We start from the raw sequence: 16,735 nt of genomic DNA on the forward strand, positions 1-16,735 counted from the left end.
AATGATTAAATTAACCAGACTAAATGACTCTCAAATAGTAGTTAATGCTGAGTTAATTAAGACAATTGAAGCTACACCTGATACAGTAATTACTTTAACAACAGATCATCGTTTGATTGTTAAAGAAGATGTAGATCAGATAATTGATAAAGTAATTAATTTTAAACAACGGATTCACTTTAAGGTAGAATAGAAATGGGGTGAAAGTATGGACTTGGATTTGGCATCGATTATAGGTTTGATTTTAGGAGTTGGATTAGTTTTATTAGGTATGTTCTTACAGGGACAAATGATAATATATGTTAGTGCCAGTTCAGCTCTGATTGTTATAGGAGGAACTTTAGGAGGAGTGGTACTAGCTTATTCTTTTAAGCATTTAAAAGATGCTTTTGCTGCTTTAAAAATTGCTTTTTCTAGTCAAGAGTATGAAGCAAGTGAAATCATATCTATCTTAGTTAGTTTTGCTGAAAAAGCTAGAAGAGAGGGTTTATTAGCTTTAGAAGAAGAGAGCAATCAAATAGATGATGAATTTTTAAAAAAGGGAATTCAGTTAGTAGTAGATGGAACTGATCCTGAATTAGTTAAGAGTATTCTAAAGACAGAGCTTGATTTTATGGAAGAACGGCATGGTATTAATTCAGGAGTCTTTAGTACAGCAGCTGAGTTGGCCCCTGCTTTTGGAATGATTGGTACTTTAATTGGTTTGATAGGGATGTTAAGCCAACTAGAAAATCCTAGTCAATTAGGTGGAGGGATGGCTGTAGCTTTAATTACTACTTTCTATGGTTCAGTATTAGCTAATGTCTTTTTTGTTCCTATAGCTGAAAAACTAGCCGTAAAGAGTGAAGAAGAGATTTTGGTTAAAGAAGTGATGATTGAGGGGATTCTATCAATTCAAGCTGGAGAAAACCCACGAATTGTAGAAGAAAAGTTAAAAGCCTTTCTAGCTCCAACTACTAGAACAGATATTGAAGAAGAAGAGGCGGTGAATGTAAATGCCGCGGGATAAAGATGATAATGGAGCAGATTGGATGACTACTTATGCAGATATGGTTACTTTATTACTGGCCTTTTTTGTATTACTCTATTCTTTTTCTTCTATTAATGCTCAAAAGTTTAAAATGATGATAGAAGGTTTACAAGGGAAATTGGGTGTCTTAGAAGGTGGTAAGACTATTTCAGAATCTAAAATGATTAATGCAGGTTTGAATTCACCTAGAATTAGTAATGAACTAAGTAATTTATACCGTCAAGTATCTAAATATATCAAAGAAAATAATTTGGAAAAAGATATTAATTTAAAGGTAGATGAAAGAGGGTTAACAATCAGATTTACAGGTCAAGTATTATTTGAATTAGGAGAGGCTAAGATTAAATCAGGTTCAAAGGATACTTTAAGTCAAATAGCTGCTTTTATTAAGAGTGTACCTAATGATGTAGTAATTGAGGGGCATACTGATAGTTTACCAATTAGTAATTCTGATTTTGCTTCTAATTGGGAGTTATCTACTACTAGAGCTACTAATGTGATTAAATATTTTATAGAACAAAACAGTATTACTCCTAGCAGATTAGCTGCTGCAGGTTATTCAAAATATAAGCCTATAAGACCTAATAATAGCCCTCGTAATAGAGCTATGAATCGGAGGGTTGATGTAGTTATCTTAAGGATGGAAGAGGATAAGAAGAAGGAGGAAGTAATTAATGAGTGATAATGAAAATAACGGTGGAGTTAATTATATTGTAATAGCTTTAATAGTCATTTTAGCAGTAGGATTAGCTATGGGAGGCTCTTATTTTATGCTGCTTAAATTTGGTGGATTAAATGATGGTCAACAAGAAAAAACAGCTAAAACTACGGCTAAAAAGTTAGGGCCAACTACCAAATTAAATCAATTCTTAGTTAATTTATCTAATGGTAATCGGTTTATTAAAATAAATGTTGTCTTTGAAGTTAGTAATAAAGCAACAATTAAAGAGATTAAAGATCGTAATCCACAGATTAGGGATGCTATTATATCAATACTAAGAACTAAATCATATAAAGAGATAACTTCTACTAGAGGAACTAGAAAATTAAGAACTGAAATTATGAATGATATTAATAAATTATTACTGAAGGGTAAAATTACTAATGTTTTCTTTACTGAATTTGTTGTACAATAATATCTTATAAATTATAATTATAATATGTGTATTAATAAAATTTATAATTATTAAGTTTAAGAATATAAATTTATTGGTTTACCAAGTAGGGGGTAGCTGTATGTCATCAGATCGAGTTTTGACCCAAGATGAAATAGATGATTTATTAGAGGCTGTGTCTTCGGGGGAAGTAGAAACAAATGAGTTAAAAGAAAAAGAAGAACATAATGTTGAAGTATATGATTTTAAGCATCCTAACAAGCTATCTAAAGATCAGTTAAGAACGTTAAGGATGATTTATGAAGGTTTTGGCCGTTTAGTTAGTACTGCTATCTCGACTCAATTACGAACAATGGGTAAGATTGAGCTTGCTTCAATAGAACAGTTATCATATGATGAATTTATTCGTTCTTTACCTCAGCCTACAGTAATGTCTATCTGTGATTTTAACCCGTTTCATGGAGAATTTATTATTGAAATGAATCCTAGGGTAGCCTTTGCAATAGTAGAACGGACCTTTGGTGGAGCAGGTAATTTAGCAGATGGTGCTATTAGAGAATTTACTGATATTGAAGAGGTAGTACTAAAAAAAATAACCAAACGGTTTTTAGAGAGCCTTAGTGAAGCTTGGGAGAATGTTGCAGATTTAAGGCCTAGGTTAAAAGAATTAGAATCAAATCCTCAGTTCACACAGATTGTACCAGGAAATGATATGGTTATTTTAGCAACTTTTAATACTCATATAGGTTCAACAGAAGGTTTAATTAATATTTGTATTCCATATATTGTTTTAGAACCAATCGTTTCTAAGTTAAGTGCCCAGTATTGGTTTTCTGCTGCTAGAAACGAGTCAAATGAAGAGAGCCTAGATCAATTAAAAAAAGGATTAGGTAAGGCTCATTTACCTATTGAAGTTGAATTAGGAAGAACCAATATTAAAGTAGCAGAGTTATTAGAATTAAATGAAGGTGATGTTTTAAGATTAGATACTAAAGCAGATGAAGATTTAGTAATCAAAGTAAATGACAGACAAAAATTCACAGGGAAACCAGGAAAACTAGGAAGTAAATTAGCAGCAGAGATTATTAATGCTATTTCTGAAGAGGAGTGGGAGGGAGAAAGTAATGGATAATGATGTATTATCTCAAGATGAAATTAATGCACTATTAGATGATGAAGATACAACAAATAACGGAGAAAAATCACAATTATTATCAGATTTAGCTAGGGATGCTCTAGGTGAAATAGGTAATATATCTATGGGATCAGCGGCAACAGCTTTGTATGGTTTATTAGATAAAAAAGTAGAGATTACAGCCCCTGAGGTAGAAGTTAGTACTTTAAATGAATTAATTGATAGTTATAATAGGCCTTGTGTTTTAGTTGATGTACAGTATATAGAAGGTTTAGAAGGTAGTAATCAGATGATATTAGAAGTTAAAGATGCAGCTATCATTACTGATTTAATGATGGGAGGAGATGGTACAGAGCCTCCAGAAGGATTAGATGAGATGCATCTTAGTGCGGTAGGAGAAGCTATGAATCAAATGATGGGCTCTGCTTCTACTTCAATGTCTGATTTTTTTGCAGGAAATAAGGTTAATATTTCTCCTCCAGAAGCCGAGTTATTAGAGGTAAATGAAGAAACTTTTAGTTTAAATAATATTTCACCAGAGGATAAAGTAGTACAGATAATTTTTGATATGAAGATTGGAGATTTAATAGATAGTCAAATTGTTCAGGTTATGACTATTGATTTTGCTGAAGAGTTAGCAGAGAATTTAATGAATCCTACTCAAACTGAAGAGGAAAGTAATCAGAGTCAAAAAGAGACTCAAAAGCAACCAGAGCAACAAGCAGTTAATCAACAAACACAACAGCGACAGCAACCAAGACCACAGTCTCAACAACAGAGACGACAACCTCAATCTCAACAACGTAATGTTGAAGTCCAAGGGGTTGAGTTTAATGATTTAGGAAATGAACAAGATAGAGATGGAAGAAATGATATTAGTCTAATCTATGATGTTGATTTAGAGTTAACAGTTAGGTTAGGTAAGGCTGAGATGTCTATTAAGGAGATTTTAGATTTAGGGCCTGGCTCTGTGATTGAATTAGACCGGTTAGCTGGGGAAGCAGTTGATTTGTTAGTTAATGGTAAATTGATTGCTCAAGGTGAAGTTGTTGTAATTGATGAAAACTTTGGTTTTAGAGTTACAGATATTGTTAGTTCAGAAGAGCGGTTAAAGAGATTATAGATAGGGATTGATTTTATGAATTATGTTGTAAATTTTATAAAAGTTATTGGAGCTTTAGCAGGAGTATTAGGATTGTTTTATTTAGTAGTAAGGTTATTTAAGAGAAATCAGTTTCTTAATCAGACTAACCAAATACAAGTTCTAGAAAGATGTTATTTAGATACTAACCAAGTCCTTTATCTAATAAAGGTAGCTGATAATATTTGGTTGGTTTCAGCTACTAAGGATAAAATGGAATTTATTCAACAAATTGAATTAGATACTAAAGAATTAGACCTTCAATCTAATCAGCAATTATTAAACTTTTGGCAGAAAGGTAAGGGTAAAACTGATGAAAGCTAAATATCAGTTAACCGGGATACTAATTATAGTTATTTTATTGGTAGTACAGGCAAGTGCTATAGCAGCGCCCCGATTTGAAATTCCCAGTATAAAACTTCAGGTAGGAGATGATGGTTCTCAACCACAGGAGTTAGCACTATCACTAAAGATATTATTGTTGCTAACTATTTTAACATTAGCTCCTGCTATTTTAATATTATTAACTTCATTTACTAGAATTATTGTCGTCTTATCTTTTTTACGTCGGGCTTTAGCCACACAAAGGATGCCCCCAAACCAAGTTTTGATTGGTTTAGCAATTTTTTTAACGATTTATATTATGGCACCTGTGGGCCAAGATATTAATCAAAATGCTTTACAGCCTTATTTGGCTGAAAAGATAGACCGAGGAACGGCTTTTGATCGGACAATAAAACCATTACGTAGATTTATGTTTAAGCAAACTAGAGAGAAAGATATTGCTTTATTTGTTAATTTATCAAATTCTAAGCGTCCTAAGGGGCCTAAAGAACTATCAACTTATGTTCTAATTCCTGCTTTTATAATTAGTGAATTAAAAACTGCATTTCAAATTGGGTTTATGATTTACTTACCGTTTGTGGTAATTGATATGATTGTAGCTAGTACTTTAATGTCTATGGGAATGATGATGTTGCCTCCAGTTATGATTTCTTTACCTTTTAAGATTTTATTATTTGTATTAGTAGATGGCTGGTACTTAGTCATAAAATCATTGGTTGAAACTTTTAAATAAAATATAGGAGGAGAAGTGATGGATCAATTATTAGCGATTGAATTAGGTCGAAAAAGCTTATTAACAGTTCTTAAAGTAGTTGCGCCTATGTTAGGTTTAGGAATGGCAGCTGGATTAGCTGTTAGTATTTTTCAAGCTACAACTCAAATTCAGGAGCAGACCTTAGCTTTTATTCCTAAGATTGTAGCTGTGATGATTGCTATTATGATTTTTGGCCCGTGGATGTTAAGTACTTTACTTGATTATATGAATAACTTACTTACCAATATCCCCAATTACATTGGTTAATAGGAGTAAATTTAATGACTGAAGAAGATTTATTATTACAAGTTTATTACTTTAGCTTAATTTTAACTAGGATAGTTGGATTATTTGTATTAGTTCCTATTTTTGGTAGTAAAGCAATTCCTAAGCGATTTAAGATTGGGTTGGCTATAATTATAACTATTATTTTAATGGGTGTGATTTCTTTACCAGAAGTTAAGGTTCCTCAATTAGGTCTATTAGTTTTACAATTACTAACTGAGTTTACTATTGGCTTAATAATGGGGTTTATTTTATTATTAGTTTTTGTGGCAGTGCAATTAGCTGGACAGTTAATTGCCCGCAGAATGGGATTAGCTATGGCCAATATTTTAAATCCCCAAAGTGGAACTCGAGTAGCGGTAATAGGACAGTTACAAAACATAATAGCTATTCTTGTATTTCTAACTCTTAATGGCCATCATCAAATTTTGAGACTTTTAGTAACCAGCTTTGATTTAATAAACTTAGGCCAATTTAATACTTCATCTGATTTATTTGCCTTATTATTACGATTAAATGGAGATTTGTTTCCTATGGCATTTAAAATTGCTTTACCAATTTTAGCAACATTATTTATTGTGGATTTATCTTTTGGTTTGGTAGCTAGAACTGTACCACAATTAAATGTTTTCATGCTAGGATTACCTTTAAAGCTTTTGGTAGGATTAATAATATTAACTATTACTTTACCTAATTATATCAGTTTTTTGGAGACTACTTTTAAAAATGTATTTAAGAATATCTATGCTGTATTAAAATTAATAGGATAAGGGGGGATAAGTATGCCTGATGAAGAGAAAACGGAGGACCCCACCCCCAAACGAAGGCAAGAAGCAAGAAAAGAAGGACAAGTAGCTCAAAGTAAAGAGTTAAATAGTGCTTTAACTTTATTATTTAGTTTTATAATCTTTTATTTTACAATGTCTAAAATGATAAAAGAAATAATTGAATTTTTAACTAAAGTATATACTCAATATTTTACTATGCAATTATCTGCTCATAATTTTCATACTTTATTTATTGAAATAATGTTCTTTATTTTAAAGTTGGTAGCTCCAATTATGATTGGTGTAGCTGCAATTGGGGTTTTAGCTATTTACTTGCAGATTGGTTTTTTATTTACGACTAAACCATTAAAACCTAGTTTTAGTAAACTGAATCCAATCGAAGGCTTTAAACAATTATTTTCTAAACGATCTGTAGTTGAATTAATTAAATCATTATTTAAAATAGGAGTTATAGGTTATATATGTTATATAACTATAGCTGGAATAGTCCCTGAATTAGTTTTATTAACTCAAGGTGGAGTTGAGATAGCTTTGAATTTATTAGCAGATACTGCTTATTCTCTAGGAATGAGGGTTAGTGCTGCTTTTATAATATTAGGGATAGCTGATTTATTTTATCAAAAGTGGGAGCATACACAACAGCTGAAGATGAGTAAAAAGGAAGTAGAAGATGAACAAAAAGAACAAGACGGAAATCCAGAAGTTAAGTCTGAGCGTCAGAAGAGACAACAAGAGATGGCCCAAAGTAGGATGATGCAAGATGTGCCTGATGCTGATGTAGTAATTACTAACCCTACTCATATAGCAGTAGCTCTTAAGTTTGATATAGAGACAATGGAGGCTCCTGTAGTAGTAGCTATGGGCCAAGATGAAGTAGCTCGCAAGATAAAAGAAGTTGCCAAAGAATATGAAATTGAAATAGTCGAAGAGAAACCATTAGCTAGAGCTTTATATAAGATGGTAGATATTGGAGATCAAATTCCTGCCGAGTTATATCAGGCAGTAGCTGGAATATTAGCTTATGTCTATAAGTTAGATAGAAAAGTGTGAAAAATGAGTGTGAGGAAAGAAAGGAGGTTTTAAGATTTGGCTTCAACTTCACAAGGTTTAGTAGGGAGTATAAGTGAGTATAATGATTTAATTTTTGCTATAGCAGTAATTATGATTGTAGTAATGTTTATTATTCCTTTACCAACTATTTTATTAGATATATTATTAACTTTAAATATTAGTTTAGCATTGACTATATTATTAGTAGCTATGTATTTATCTGATCCTTTAGAGTTATCTGTCTTTCCCTCATTACTATTAATTGCTACTCTTTTTCGCCTAGGCTTGAATGTATCAACCACTAGATTAATCTTAAGTCAAGGGAGTGCAGGACAGGTAATAGAAGCTTTTGGTAGCTTTGTATTAGGTGGTAATTACATCGTTGGGGTAGTTATCTTTATTATTTTAGTAGTTATTCAATTTATGGTAATTACTAAAGGATCGGAGCGTGTATCAGAGGTTACAGCTAGATTTACTTTAGATGCTATGCCTGGAAAGCAAATGAGTATTGATGCCGATTTAAGTTCTGGTTTAATCACAGAAGCGGAAGCAAGGGCCAAACGAGAAAAAATCAGACAAGAAGCAGATTTTTATGGTGCTATGGATGGTGCCAGTAAATTTGTTAAAGGAGATGCTATTGCTGGAATTGTCATTACCTTAATTAATATTTTAGGTGGTTTGACTATTGGTGTTATTCAACAAGGAATGCCTATTACAGATGCTTTACAAACATATACTTTATTAACAGTAGGTGATGGACTAGTCAGTCAAATCCCAGCTTTATTAATCTCTACTGCGACTGGTATTGTAGTAACTCGTGCTGCTTCAGAAGGTAATTTAGGATCTGATTTTACTAAGCAGTTATTTGCTCAACCTAAGGCTTTATGGTTAGTTGCAGGTGTATTATCTATCTTAGGTATTTTAACGCCACTACCTACAATACCTTTTGTAGGATTAGCTTTATTATTTGCTGGATTAAGTTATTTATTATACGAAAATCAACAAACAGCTCAATTAGAGGAAGAATTTAAAGAAGAAGACCAAGAGGCTGAAGAATATCGAGAAGAAGAAAGTATTGCTGATTTATTACAGGTTGATCCAATGGAGCTAGAAGTCGGTTATAATTTGATTCCCTTAGTAGTGCCTGAACAAGGAGGGGATTTATTAGATCGGGTATCAATGATTAGACGTCAGTGTGCTTTGGAGTTAGGAATTGTAATTCCTCCTATTAGAATTAGAGATAATATGCAACTTGAACCAGATTATTACCAAGTGAATTTAAGAGGGATTCAGATAGCCAGTCATGAAATTAAGGTAGATAAGTATATGGCTATGGATTCTGGGATGGCTACTGAGGAAATCCAAGGGATAGAGACTACAGAACCTGCTTTTGATTTACCAGCTTTATGGATTGATGAAGAGCAGAAAGAAAGAGCAGAAATGTCTGGTTATACAGTAGTCGATCCTCCATCAGTGATGGCTACTCATTTGACTGAATTAGTTAAAGACCATGCTTATGAATTATTAGGTAGACAAGAGGTTAAAGAGTTAATTGATAATGTAAAAGAAGACTACCCAGCAGTGGTTGATGAATTAATTCCCGATTTATTATCAATTGGTCAAGTACAAAAAGTGTTACAGAATTTATTAAAAGAGAGGGTCTCTGTTCGTGATTTAGTCTCTATCTTAGAGGTTTTAGCAGACCAGGCACACAATACTCAAGATACAGATATTCTAACTGAATATGTAAGGCAAGATGCTTTATCACGACAAATCTCTAAAAAATACAAAGATGAACAAGGTAATTTACATGTATTAACTTTAGATTCTCAGGTTGAAGAAACTATTTCTAATTCAATCGAGCAGACTGAACAAGGCAGTTATATTGCTTTAGATCCTAACTTAGCTCAACAGATTTATAATAGTTTAGCCCAGATGGTAGAGCAAATGGTAAACCAAGGCTATGACCCAATAGTACTTACATCTCCAATTTTAAGATTTCATTTTAAAGAGTTAACTGAACAAGTGGTACCTAACTTAACTGTTCTATCCTTTAATGAACTAGAATCTGATGTTAATGTGCAAAATCTAGGGGCGGTGACAATATAATGAAAGTAAAAAAATACCAAGCTGATAATATGCAGGAGGCCATGTTAAAGGTTAAATCAGACTTAGGATCTGATGCTATTATTTTACATAGTCGTAAGTTTAAAAAGGGTGGTTTTTTTGGTTTTTTTGCTAAAAAAAAGGTTGAAGTTGTAGCTACTGTAGAGCCAGAGCCTGCAACTGATTCTAAAGATAGCAAGGAGTTAAAAGGTGAATTAGATCAAATGAAGGGGATGATGAATAATTTAATGGGGGAGATTCAAAAGAGTAAGGAAGAATCTCTTGCTGTTACAGGAAATCCCATTTTACAAAAGGTTGTAGAGGCTCTTTTAAATTTAGGGATTGATTATTCTACTGCTCAAGATTTGGCCCGTAAGATTGTCAAAAAGACTCAGGGTCAGGTAGATGATGCAGAAAAATTACAGCAAATATTAAAGGCTGAATTTGAAAATGTAATTAATGATATTGAACCTATTAAATTAGAAGATGATAAAACTAAGGTAGTAGCTATGGTAGGGCCAACTGGTGTAGGAAAGACTACAACTCTAGCTAAATTAGCTGCCAATTTTTCTTTATTGGAAGGAAAGAAAGTAGGTTTAGTTACAGCAGATACTTATCGGATTGCTGCTGTAGATCAACTAAAGACATATAGTGAGATTATCGATTTACCTTTAGAAGTTGCTTTTACCCCCCAAGAACTAACAACAGCTATTGATAAGTATCAAGGTTATGATTTAGTATTAGTTGATACAGCAGGTAGGAGCCAAAATAATCAAATGCATATTTCAGAATTAAAGAGTTTTATTAAAAAGAGTGAAATAGATGAAGTTTATTTAGTTTTAAGTGCAACCACTAAAACTAGTGATTTAAAGAAGATTATTAAGGTGTATACAGAGTTAGAGATTAATAAATTGATTTTAACCAAATTAGATGAAACTGATTCCTTAGGCATTGTCTTTGAAGCTGCTTTAGAAGCTAATAAACCTCTTTCTTATGTAACTGTAGGCCAAGACGTTCCAGAAGATATTAAGTTACCTGAGTCTAAAGAATTAATTGATGATATCTTAGAGGGGTTAGACTTATGAAAGATCAAGCAGAAAAGCTAAGAAATTTAGTTAAGAGTAAGAAACAGAAGGAAAAAAAAGAAAAGCAAGTTAAAAAAGAGACTAGGGATCGGAATTCAGCTTCTATCTATGCTGTGACAAGTGGTAAAGGTGGAGTGGGAAAGTCTAATTTTGTAGCTAACTTGGCCCTAGGGTTACAACAGGAAGGAAAAAAGGTGATAGTCTTTGATGCTGATTTAGGATTAGCTAATCTGGATGTTATTTTAGGAGTTACTCCTAATTATAATCTAAATCATGTTATAAGTGGAACAAAGAGTTTAGAAGAAATTATTATAGCAGGTCCAGAAGGGTTAGCTTTAATTCCTGGTGGTTCTGGCATTGAAGACTTAGCTAATTTATCCCAATATCAAATAAATAATTTAATAGATCATTGGCATAAAATAGAAAATAAATATGATATAATATTAATTGATACAGGAGCAGGTTTATCTAATAGTGTACTTGATTTTGTCTTAGCTGCTGATGAAGTAATTGTTATTTCAACACCTGAGCCCACATCAGTTACAGATGCTTATGGAGTTATAAAAGTAATTAATACCCATGATGCAGATGCTAAAATAAAATTAGTTATTAATCAGGTAGATAGTCGCAATGAAGGAGAACGAATTGGAAGACGGTTATCTAATACAGCCAAAGAATTTTTAAATCAAGAGATTGATTTTTTGGGTGAATTACCGACAGATAAGGCAGTAGTTAAAGCAGTTAAGAAACGAAGGCCATTTCTTTTAGAATACCCCCATGCTAAGATTGCAAAGAGCATTAATCAAATAGTATTAGAATTACTAGATAAAGAACCCAAGAAATCTCAAGGGATTACTGGATTTTTTAGTGATTTATTAAGTTTTAATTAAAGGAGGGGTGCCATGAGAGAAGGTAGAGTTATTAAAAAATTTGATGTGAGTAAAAAGTTAGAGGTTAACCAGCAAGTAGAGTGTGAATTGTTAGGTGGTAAGTATGAAGGAGAATACTCTATTAAAGTAGCTGATATAAGTGATGATCAAAATTTTATAGTTAATGCTCCTTATATTAAAGGACATCCAATTAAATTAGCCGTTAATACAAGATTTAACATTAAGTTAAAGGATGATAATGGGATTTATATATTGCCAGTCAAGGTAACTGGTAGGCAGTTTGATGCTACAGAATTATTATCTGTAAAGTTACGAGAACCGGTTACTAAAATTCAGGAACGCCAGTTTTTTAGACTAGAGGTCTATAAGAATTTAAATTATAGGTTAATAGCTAATAATCAAGAGGATTTAGAAGCTAAAGGAGGTATAGATGAAATTATTGCAGGGGAGGTTAATGAATTACCTGCATTTGATAAAGAAGGAAAGGTAAGGGATATGAGTGCTGGTGGTTTGAAATTATTTACTGCTGAAAGGTTAGGGCTAAATCAAATAATAGAGATTGAGATTAATTTTATTAATGCTTCTTTTAATACAGTGTGTGGAGAAGTAGTCAGGGTAGATAAACAGGATGCAGAGACAGAAGAAATCTATGAGGTAGGGATAGAATTTATTGAATGTCGCCGAAGACAAAGAGACCAAATTACTAAATGGTTATTTGATAAACAGAGAGAATTAAGACAAAAAGGACTTCTTTAGATTACAATATAGTAAGAGGTGATTAAAATGCCATTGGATGATGAACTATCTGATTTAAATCCGTTAGAATTAGATGCATTAAAAGAGGTAGCAAGTATTGGGGCCGGAAATGCTGCTACCTCTTTATCTAGGATGATTGATAGTAAGATAGAAATGAGTGTTCCTAAAGTTGATATTTTACCAGTCGCTGATGTACCTGAGATAATTGGTGGAGCAGAGAAATTAATAGCAGCTGTTTTAGTTAGAATAGAAGGTGAGATAAATGGTGGGGTTTTATTTACTTTAGATACAGCAAGTGCTAATTTATTAATTGAGTTATTAACTGGGATGGATATTAATATTGAAGAGGAGATGGGAGAATTAGAAGCTTCAGCTCTAAAAGAAATAGGTAATATCTTAACCGGGGCCAACCTTAATGCTTTTTCCAAAATGTTAAATATTAAAATCAAACCCCAAGTTCCTGCTTTAGCTTATGATATGTCAGGAGCGATTTTAGAAGTTTGTTTTATAGAATTAGGTCAAGTTGGTGATTACGCTTTAGTAATTGAGACAGATTTTTTAAGTGACCTAGAAGAAGATATTAATGGAAACTTCTTTTTAATTCCTAATCCGGACTCTTTACAAGTTATCTTAAATAAACTTGGTGTATCAGATGTCTAAGAGAATAAGAGTTAGAATGGCTGATATAAAGGTAGGTCAAGCAGATGATATTATTATCACTTCCGGATTGGGTTCCTGTATTGGACTTACCTTATATGATTCTAGAACTAAAGTTGGAGGGATGGCCCATATTATGCTACCTAAATTTCCTGCTAATAAAAAGAAAGGGAATCCAGCTAAGTATGCTGATACAGCAATAGAGATGTTACTTGAACAGTTAGAATCTAAAGGAATTAATAAACGACGATTAGAAGCAAAGATGGCTGGGGGAGCACAGATGTTTAATTTAGTTAATACCAATAGTAAAATGAGGATAGGAGCGAGGAATATCGAGGCTGTAAAAGAAGAGTTAAATAATTATAAAATCCCTTTATTAGGATCAGAAGTAGGAGAAAACTATGGTAGAACAATGGAGTTTTATACAAAGACAGGTGAGGCAAAGATAAAAACGGTTAAGCATGATGATATAATATTATAGTTTCAAAAGCTATAAAGAGTAGGGGAGTGTTAAGCTTGAAGTTGTTAGCTAAGAAATTGGCCCTATTATTTTTTGTGATTGCTATAAGTGTAATTTCATTAGTCGGAATAGGTAGTAGTTTAAATTGGATCACTATTTTAAAAAGGGATTTAATCGGTGGTTTATTATTTAGTTTATTAGGGGGCGTAATTGGTCAATTAGTAGCTTATAATTTAGATAACTTTGGAATTGATGAAAATTCTAAACCTAGAGAAGAAGTAGCAGCTAGTCAAGCAGATACAGCAGATAAGAATGAGCAAAAATCTAAGATGGAATCACTTGAATTTGATACTGTAGATCAAACAGAAGAAAATGTAGTCAATATGGCTCAAGAAGACCCAGCTAAGATGGCTGACTTAGTTAGTAATATGAGTGATCAAGACTAGTAAGGAGGCAGTTTGAATGGCGGGGATTAATAAATTGTCTGAAGATAAATTATGGAAAAAATATAAGCAAAATGATTCACAAGCAGCTAAAGAAGAATTAATTTTAAGATATATACCTCTAATTAAACATATTGTAGGTAAAATTATGGTCACTATTCCAGATGAATATACTTTTGATGACTTGGTCAACTATGGTGTCTTAGGTTTAATTGATGCAATGAAGCGTTTTGATTATCAACGGGGAATAAAGTTTTCTACTTATGCGCTACCAAGGATTAAGGGTGCTATTTATGATGAGTTAAGAAGATTAGATTGGGTTCCAACTAGTATCAGAAGGCAAGCAAAGGAATTTGCTGAAGTTTTAGGCAGATTAGAGAATAAGTTAGGCCGCTCTCCTACTGATGAGGAATTGAAAGAAGAATTAAATCTAACCAATAATGAATATAACAAACTGCTAGCCCGGATTAATATTTCTGACAATATATCTTTAGATAAAGTTATTACCCAACAGAAAAATGGACTAAAGATTAAAGATATAATTAAGAGTGTCTCTCAAGAGGAACCTGACCAGATATTTAGTTATAATGAGACAAAAAGAATTCTAGGAGAAGCAATTGATAAGTTACCAGATAAAGAGAAATTAGTAATTAGTCTTTACTATCATGATGATCTAACATTACAAGAAATAGGTGAGGTTATGGAGCTAACAACAGCTAGAATCTCTCAATTACATACGAAAGCTATTTTTAGATTAAGGGGGCATTTAAGTAGAAAGAAAGATTTATTATTAGGCTAAAATTTAATTTAGTGTTCTGGAGAACTTTTTTTATTTTTATTATATGATATAATAGAAATAAATGGTTAAGGTGTTATAAAGAGGGGGGCTATAAATTGATTAATCAAAAGGTAAGGGTTGAGGGGGATACTAAAGAAGAAGCACTAACAAAAGCCTATCAATTAATTCAACAGCAAGTAGATAAGGAATTTGATAAAAGTAATATTTCTTTAAATCTTGTAAAAGAAGAGAAGAGACTATGGGGGTTAATGGGAACTAAGAAGGTCTATCAAGCTGTATTAAAGCTAAGGGAAGAAACTGATATTGATGGTGATTTTAATATCTTAATAAAAGAAGAGGGCATTTTTTTAGAGGTAATACAGCCTCAAGGCGATGGAGCTGGAGTTAGCTTGGCTGCAATAGAAGAGCAAATAACAGAAAAAGAGATTATTGAAGTTGATCAAGAAGCAGTTAGTGAAGCATTAACCCTTGGTCAAGAAAAGATAAAGATTGCTGAAAGAAAGCCAGAGTTAGATCGTGATGCAGAAATAAATCTAGAGATTAGTGATGATCAATTAAAGGCTTATTTAGATTATATTCCAGCATTAGGTGGTAAGAAATTGACAGCAGATGAAATTATAGATCAGGTCAAAGAAAGGGGCGTTATATTTGGTCTTAGAGAAGAGGAGTTTAGGGCCAAATTTAATCAAGATAAGGAATTAGAGAGCTTTTTAATAGCCCAAGGAGAAGAGCCCACTCCTGGTGAAGATGGCCAGCTTGATTTTAAATTTGACTTAGACCGTCAAGAGCAAAAGGTCAATTTAAAAGAAGACGGAACAGCAGATTTTTATAATTTGAATCGTATTGTTAATGTTGAATCTGGTGATTTGTTAGTAGAAAAAATTCCACCTGTAGAGGGGAAAGCTGGAACTTCAGTCAAGGGCCAAGAAATGCCACCTAAACCAGTTGAAGAAGCAGAAATACCTGTTGGAGAAAATGTAAGCTTAAGTGATGATGGATTATTTTTAGAGGCAGAAATGGAAGGGCAGGTTGTTTATACTAATCAAGTTGTTAGTGTGACTAAGATTCATAAAGTAAATGGTAATGTAAATTTAGAAACAGGAAATATTGATTTTAATGGTAGTGTAATAATTAATGGAAATATAGAAGATGGAATGGAAGTTAAAGCTACAGGAAATATTCATGTTAAAGGTTGTGTTTATAATGCTCAGGTGGAATCTGGGGGCCAAATCACAATAAATAAAGGTTTTATTGCTGGAGATAAAGGTTATTTAAAAGCTGAAGGTGATATTGAGGTTAAATTTGTCGAGAATGGAATAGTAGAAACTAAAGGTAGCTTAATAGTTAAACAGGCGATTATGCATAGTCAAGCTAATGCTAGGAAGAAAGTAATAGTTGAAGAAGGTAAGGGGTTAATAGTCGGGGGAGAGATTAGAGCTGGAATTGAGATTAGTGCTAAAGAAATAGGGTCTAATTTAGCTACTCCAACTGAAATTGGGGTTGGTGTCACTCCTCAGTTGAGAGATGAGTATAATAAGGTTAAAAGTAAATTAGAAACGAAAAAAGAAAAGTTAGAGGAGACAATAAAGAATATAAACTTATTAAATAAACAGGAGGCTAAGGGCAGACTAGAGGGAAAAAAAGAGCAGCTACTACAGCAATTAACTAACCAAAGAAATATTCTTTCCAGGAAAGTTAAGCGATTAAAGACTGAACAAAAAGAATTAACAAATAGATTAGAAGAAGATGTAAATGCAAGGGTGAAAGTCAAGAAGACTATTTACTCTGGAGTTAATATTATGATTGGAAATCAGTATAAAAAGATAAAGAAGAAAAATACGCATGTGCAGTATTATGCTGGTGATGAAGAGATTAAGTCTGCTTCTTATTAAATAG

20 protein-coding genes are annotated in these 16,735 nt (G+C 32.6%); all 20 read left to right on the plus strand.

Annotated elements, in window-relative coordinates:
• Position 1: 1 nt before the first annotated feature.
• Complete coding sequence (locus HALHA_RS03245) at positions 2 to 193, plus strand: flagellar FlbD family protein (protein ID WP_015326361.1); 192 nt, start codon at positions 2 to 4, stop codon at positions 191 to 193.
• Between the two features lie 15 nt (positions 194 to 208).
• A complete protein-coding gene (locus HALHA_RS03250; protein ID WP_015326362.1) occupies positions 209 to 1,009 on the plus strand; it encodes a motility protein A in 801 nt (266 codons plus the stop codon).
• The gene (locus HALHA_RS03255; protein ID WP_015326363.1) at positions 996 to 1,712 is read left to right on the plus strand and encodes a flagellar motor protein MotB; all 717 of its coding nucleotides are present in this window, start codon (positions 996 to 998) and stop codon (positions 1,710 to 1,712) included. The genes HALHA_RS03250 and HALHA_RS03255 overlap by 14 nt, the downstream gene beginning before the upstream one ends.
• On the plus strand, positions 1,705 to 2,166 hold the full coding sequence (locus HALHA_RS03260; RefSeq protein WP_015326364.1) for a flagellar basal body-associated FliL family protein: 462 nt from the start codon (positions 1,705 to 1,707) through the stop codon (positions 2,164 to 2,166). The genes HALHA_RS03255 and HALHA_RS03260 overlap by 8 nt, the downstream gene beginning before the upstream one ends.
• A gap of 100 nt (positions 2,167 to 2,266) precedes the next feature.
• Positions 2,267 to 3,277, plus strand: coding sequence for a flagellar motor switch protein FliM (gene fliM, locus HALHA_RS03265; protein WP_015326365.1), 1,011 nt, complete (start codon positions 2,267 to 2,269; stop codon positions 3,275 to 3,277).
• Positions 3,270 to 4,403: a flagellar motor switch phosphatase FliY gene (fliY, locus tag HALHA_RS03270; RefSeq protein ID WP_015326366.1), complete on the plus strand. Its 1,134-nt coding sequence runs from the start codon at positions 3,270 to 3,272 to the stop codon at positions 4,401 to 4,403. Before fliM ends, fliY begins: the two co-directional genes overlap by 8 nt.
• A 15-nt stretch (positions 4,404 to 4,418) precedes the next feature.
• Positions 4,419 to 4,745, plus strand: a complete 327-nt coding sequence (locus HALHA_RS03275) for a flagellar biosynthetic protein FliO (protein WP_015326367.1) — start codon at positions 4,419 to 4,421, stop codon at positions 4,743 to 4,745.
• Positions 4,735 to 5,499: a flagellar type III secretion system pore protein FliP gene (gene fliP / locus HALHA_RS03280; protein WP_015326368.1), complete on the plus strand. Its 765-nt coding sequence runs from the start codon at positions 4,735 to 4,737 to the stop codon at positions 5,497 to 5,499. Before HALHA_RS03275 ends, fliP begins: the two co-directional genes overlap by 11 nt.
• Positions 5,500 to 5,517: 18 nt before the next feature.
• Positions 5,518 to 5,787, plus strand: coding sequence for a flagellar biosynthesis protein FliQ (gene fliQ, locus HALHA_RS03285; RefSeq protein WP_015326369.1), 270 nt, complete (start codon positions 5,518 to 5,520; stop codon positions 5,785 to 5,787).
• Positions 5,788 to 5,801: 14 nt separating this feature from the next.
• Positions 5,802 to 6,575 (plus strand): flagellar biosynthetic protein FliR, encoded by a 774-nt coding sequence (fliR, locus tag HALHA_RS03290; RefSeq protein ID WP_015326370.1) that lies wholly within the window; start codon positions 5,802 to 5,804, stop codon positions 6,573 to 6,575.
• Positions 6,576 to 6,587: 12 nt separating this feature from the next.
• On the plus strand, positions 6,588 to 7,643 hold the full coding sequence (flhB, locus tag HALHA_RS03295; RefSeq protein ID WP_015326371.1) for a flagellar biosynthesis protein FlhB: 1,056 nt from the start codon (positions 6,588 to 6,590) through the stop codon (positions 7,641 to 7,643).
• A gap of 36 nt (positions 7,644 to 7,679) precedes the next feature.
• On the plus strand, positions 7,680 to 9,752 hold the full coding sequence (gene flhA, locus HALHA_RS03300) for a flagellar biosynthesis protein FlhA (RefSeq protein WP_015326372.1): 2,073 nt from the start codon (positions 7,680 to 7,682) through the stop codon (positions 9,750 to 9,752).
• Positions 9,752 to 10,834, plus strand: coding sequence for a flagellar biosynthesis protein FlhF (locus HALHA_RS03305; protein ID WP_015326373.1), 1,083 nt, complete (start codon positions 9,752 to 9,754; stop codon positions 10,832 to 10,834). The genes flhA and HALHA_RS03305 overlap by 1 nt, the downstream gene beginning before the upstream one ends.
• Positions 10,831 to 11,724, plus strand: coding sequence for a MinD/ParA family protein (locus HALHA_RS03310; RefSeq protein ID WP_015326374.1), 894 nt, complete (start codon positions 10,831 to 10,833; stop codon positions 11,722 to 11,724). The genes HALHA_RS03305 and HALHA_RS03310 overlap by 4 nt, the downstream gene beginning before the upstream one ends.
• Positions 11,725 to 11,736: 12 nt before the next feature.
• Entirely contained in the window at positions 11,737 to 12,480 is a 744-nt protein-coding gene (locus HALHA_RS03315; protein WP_015326375.1) for a flagellar brake protein, read from the plus strand.
• Between the two features lie 27 nt (positions 12,481 to 12,507).
• Positions 12,508 to 13,140, plus strand: a complete 633-nt coding sequence (locus HALHA_RS03320; RefSeq protein WP_015326376.1) for a chemotaxis protein CheC — start codon at positions 12,508 to 12,510, stop codon at positions 13,138 to 13,140.
• A complete protein-coding gene (locus tag HALHA_RS03325; protein WP_015326377.1) occupies positions 13,133 to 13,618 on the plus strand; it encodes a chemotaxis protein CheD in 486 nt (161 codons plus the stop codon). The genes HALHA_RS03320 and HALHA_RS03325 overlap by 8 nt, the downstream gene beginning before the upstream one ends.
• 35 nt (positions 13,619 to 13,653) lie before the next feature.
• On the plus strand, positions 13,654 to 14,043 hold the full coding sequence (locus HALHA_RS03330; RefSeq protein ID WP_015326378.1) for a hypothetical protein: 390 nt from the start codon (positions 13,654 to 13,656) through the stop codon (positions 14,041 to 14,043).
• Between the two features lie 16 nt (positions 14,044 to 14,059).
• Positions 14,060 to 14,839, plus strand: a complete 780-nt coding sequence (locus HALHA_RS03335) for a FliA/WhiG family RNA polymerase sigma factor (RefSeq protein WP_015326379.1) — start codon at positions 14,060 to 14,062, stop codon at positions 14,837 to 14,839.
• Positions 14,840 to 14,934: 95 nt separating this feature from the next.
• A complete protein-coding gene (locus tag HALHA_RS03340; protein WP_015326380.1) occupies positions 14,935 to 16,731 on the plus strand; it encodes a FapA family protein in 1,797 nt (598 codons plus the stop codon).
• Positions 16,732 to 16,735 lie beyond the last annotated feature (4 nt).

Origin of the sequence: Halobacteroides halobius DSM 5150 (assembly GCF_000328625.1) — a bacterium.
GTDB classification, from domain to species: domain Bacteria; phylum Bacillota; class Halanaerobiia; order Halobacteroidales; family Halobacteroidaceae; genus Halobacteroides; species Halobacteroides halobius.

Bases quoted from the DNA above. Each gene is read 5' to 3' on its own strand.
- HALHA_RS03245 (WP_015326361.1), top strand. From the start codon at position 2: ATGATTAAATTAACCAGACTAAATGACTCTCAAATAGTAGTTAATGCT.
- HALHA_RS03250 (WP_015326362.1), top strand. From the start codon at position 209: ATGGACTTGGATTTGGCATCGATTATAGGTTTGATTTTAGGAGTTGGA.
- HALHA_RS03255 (WP_015326363.1), top strand. From the start codon at position 996: ATGCCGCGGGATAAAGATGATAATGGAGCAGATTGGATGACTACTTAT.
- HALHA_RS03260 (WP_015326364.1), top strand. From the start codon at position 1,705: ATGAGTGATAATGAAAATAACGGTGGAGTTAATTATATTGTAATAGCT.
- fliM (WP_015326365.1), top strand. From the start codon at position 2,267: ATGTCATCAGATCGAGTTTTGACCCAAGATGAAATAGATGATTTATTA.
- fliY (WP_015326366.1), top strand. From the start codon at position 3,270: ATGGATAATGATGTATTATCTCAAGATGAAATTAATGCACTATTAGAT.
- HALHA_RS03275 (WP_015326367.1), top strand. From the start codon at position 4,419: ATGAATTATGTTGTAAATTTTATAAAAGTTATTGGAGCTTTAGCAGGA.
- fliP (WP_015326368.1), top strand. From the start codon at position 4,735: ATGAAAGCTAAATATCAGTTAACCGGGATACTAATTATAGTTATTTTA.
- fliQ (WP_015326369.1), top strand. From the start codon at position 5,518: ATGGATCAATTATTAGCGATTGAATTAGGTCGAAAAAGCTTATTAACA.
- fliR (WP_015326370.1), top strand. From the start codon at position 5,802: ATGACTGAAGAAGATTTATTATTACAAGTTTATTACTTTAGCTTAATT.
- flhB (WP_015326371.1), top strand. From the start codon at position 6,588: ATGCCTGATGAAGAGAAAACGGAGGACCCCACCCCCAAACGAAGGCAA.
- HALHA_RS03305 (WP_015326373.1), top strand. From the start codon at position 9,752: ATGAAAGTAAAAAAATACCAAGCTGATAATATGCAGGAGGCCATGTTA.
- HALHA_RS03310 (WP_015326374.1), top strand. From the start codon at position 10,831: ATGAAAGATCAAGCAGAAAAGCTAAGAAATTTAGTTAAGAGTAAGAAA.
- HALHA_RS03315 (WP_015326375.1), top strand. From the start codon at position 11,737: ATGAGAGAAGGTAGAGTTATTAAAAAATTTGATGTGAGTAAAAAGTTA.
- HALHA_RS03320 (WP_015326376.1), top strand. From the start codon at position 12,508: ATGCCATTGGATGATGAACTATCTGATTTAAATCCGTTAGAATTAGAT.
- HALHA_RS03325 (WP_015326377.1), top strand. From the start codon at position 13,133: ATGTCTAAGAGAATAAGAGTTAGAATGGCTGATATAAAGGTAGGTCAA.
- HALHA_RS03335 (WP_015326379.1), top strand. From the start codon at position 14,060: ATGGCGGGGATTAATAAATTGTCTGAAGATAAATTATGGAAAAAATAT.